Annotated in this window: 1 protein-coding gene; it reads left to right on the top strand. The window is 35.6% G+C overall.

The features are described from left to right. Positions 1 to 802 precede the first annotated feature (802 nt). The gene (locus tag P9L98_03820; GenBank protein ID MDP8216429.1) at positions 803 to 2,383 is read left to right on the top strand and encodes a radical SAM protein; all 1,581 of its coding nucleotides are present in this window, start codon (positions 803 to 805) and stop codon (positions 2,381 to 2,383) included. Positions 2,384 to 3,099 lie beyond the last annotated feature (716 nt).

Genomic DNA, 3,099 nt, shown 5'->3' with positions numbered 1-3,099 from the left:
TTGAAAAAACTCCCAAAGGTGCAAGCGCTGTTAATGTGAGTATTGCGAAGAAATAATAATAAAGATTTATTGGGCAATGGAACAATGTAAAGAAACTAATTCTTTATAGAGTTCTTCAGTCTTTTCTATATACATCCAGTTGCATAACTCGTCCAACACGGGGAGGTGTATAGCTGGCATGTTTCCTCCTTTGAAATTGTACCGTTTTAGCTAAATGTCCACCCCATAAGGCTGGACATCTTGTAACTATTTATGAACAAAAGAGTTATGCAAATTGACTCTCCAAAATACCGGACAAAATCGGACAAATTTACCATTTTTTAGCCTTATTTTCTTAATTTTTACATTCTTCCACAATCATTAGTCTGTTAAATACAAGTTCGAGCCTTTCACGCCACCGCGATAATACTGCTAAAACAACCTCTCTGATTGGCATATATACTCAGATATTGGGCTATATAACAGCTATTTACAGGTCTATGAATTCAGAGAGGATATTATAACTAATATTTGCACGGGGACCGCGATAATACCACTAAAACTATATCTCTGATTAGCGTATTATTCCTATATTTTCGGTTGTATAGTACCTTTTTATATGTATAATACTCAGAGATAGTGTTATATCTAATGTTTATACGGGGAGTCTTTATATAGTTTATTTAATTGCAGCAGGTTATAAACGAGAAATACTACTTAAAAAATCCCAAGTAAATGTTATTTGGGATTTTTTTTATTTGGAGTATAATAAAAAATATAGAAATTAATTTGTAATTAGATTAGTTTTTCCGAGGTATAAATTGTGTTTGACCTATCGAAAAAAAGACATAGATTCAGAATTGTAATTCCTGCTTTTCCTGCGTTTAATATTTATTCGTATATAGCCAATAAGACTACGGCTTTGGGACCGATTTGCGTTGCCACCTCTGTCAATGAGATGGAAGGATGGGATGTTGAAGTAATTGATGAAAATAATCTTCGTCGATATGGTCCCAGAAGTAATACAGGTAGAGCTAATCATGATTTTTTGCAGGAATTGAGACCAGCAGATGTTGTTGGATTCTATGGTGGATTGACAAGCACTATTCCTCAGCTTTACAGAATAGCACAGTTCTATAAAGATAAGGGAATAGTGACTATAGCAGGAGGGCAGCATTTTATTGAAGAAAATATACCTGAAGTATTAGCTTCATGTATTGATTATGTGGTTATTGGTGAAGGAGAAGAAACCATTAAGGAACTTCTTGAAGCCTTGCAAAGTAAGCGAGATGTCAATAATGTCAAAGGCATTGCTTATTTAAACAATGGAAAGATTATTTATACCCCAGAGAGGCAGTTATTGACTGATTTTGATAAATTACCTTTACCTGATTTTTCCTTGGTTCGATATGCTAAAATTAAAATTTATCCTGTTGAGAGAATACGTGGCTGTGGCATGCAGTGCGAGTTTTGCACTGTTAAGGGCAAACCCAGATATGCCACTGCTGAACGACTGCTTGAATCAATAAAGTTTCTCTTAGAGACAAAGGATGCGAGACACTTCTTTATTGTTGATGACCTTTTTGGGCAGCAACGTGATGAAACAGTGCGGTTTTGTAAGATGCTTAAGAGTTACCAGGAAGATATTGGCAGAAGGTTGGATACAACCGTTCAAATACGATTAGATAAAGCTAAAGATACAGAGCTTCTCTTTGCTATGCGGCAAGCGGGCATTAATACCGTAGCAATCGGCTATGAGTCACCGATTGAAGAAGAATTACATGCAATGCATAAACTAACAAAACCAGAGGAGATGATATCATTAACAAGAGTATTTCATAAGTTTGGATTTTTAATTCATGGAATGTTTATTTTTGGCTATCCGTTGACCAAAGATGTAGAATTTAAAATGGCGGCTTCGGTAAGAATAAAGCGTTTTAAGAATTTTATCCGCAAAGCCAAAATAGATACTATACAGGTCTTATTGCCAGTGCCATTACCTGGAACAGAATTAACCAATCGGCTCAAGCAAGAAAATAGAATTTATCCAATTGCAGATGTAGGATGGGAGTATTACGATGGGAATTTTCCACTTTTCGAGCCTGACGAGCCGATGACTGCTGAACAGATGTTAGATTCAATTAGAAAAATCATGGGGAAGTTTTATCAGTTTAAATATATGTTTATGATAGGTGTGCATATACTGTCTTTTCCCGCCTTGCTTTTCTTTGTGTATAATATTAAATCAGAATGGAAACGATGGTATCAGCCTTGGCGTAATGCAATGGTTCGTTTTGGTGGATGGACCACTATGAAAAAATGGACTTCAGCATTTAAGAAAGACAAATTTTCCCAAAAATTAAAGAATGCAAAAGAACACATAAAAGTTAAAACCGAGATTTAAACAAGGGTTAATTCCTTTTGCTAATGGAGGCAAAACATGGAATACGAGGAAAAAACCAAAGAGTAGGAAATTCAGGATGCACGTGAATATGCCGAGAATATTATAGATACTGTGCATCAACTATCGCAGAAGACGTGATCTACATGGTTCAAGCAGAAGTTGTAAGGCATCATCCTGAGAAATTAAAGAATGGAAAATAGACCGCCGTTTCTATCCGTGCAAAAATTTACTCATTTTATAGCTAAATGTCCACCTAATAAGACTGGACATCTTGTAACTGTTTTAAAGTAAAAGAGTTATGCAAATTGACTCTCCAAAATGCCGGACAAAATTGGACAAATTTACCACCTTTTAGCCTGGTTCTCTTAATTTTTGCACCCTGCCTCGTCGGCAGGCAGGCCCTCTGAAAGCCATCAGTCTATTAAATACAAGTTCGAGCCTCTTTCGCTACCGCGATAATGCTGATAGAAAAGTATCTCTGAATGGGCATATAATCTTATATAACTGTTTAAGTAGTATGCATTCATAGATCCAGGAAATCAGAGAGGATATTATAACTAATATTTGCACGGGGAGTTTTTATATTTAACACTCTGTAGTTATCTATGTTGCAAGGGGTTTTTGTTTGTCGTATAATACTATCAGAAAGTATGAGAAGAGCTAATAGATAAAAGATGCATCAATGTTTGTTTTGAGGATTATAAAAAAAGAAGGGC

This window comes from Candidatus Kaelpia imicola, assembly GCA_030765505.1.
Classification (GTDB): domain Bacteria; phylum Omnitrophota; class Gorgyraeia; order Kaelpiales; family Kaelpiaceae; genus Kaelpia; species Kaelpia imicola.
This window is presented reverse-complemented; position numbering and strand designations above follow the sequence as displayed.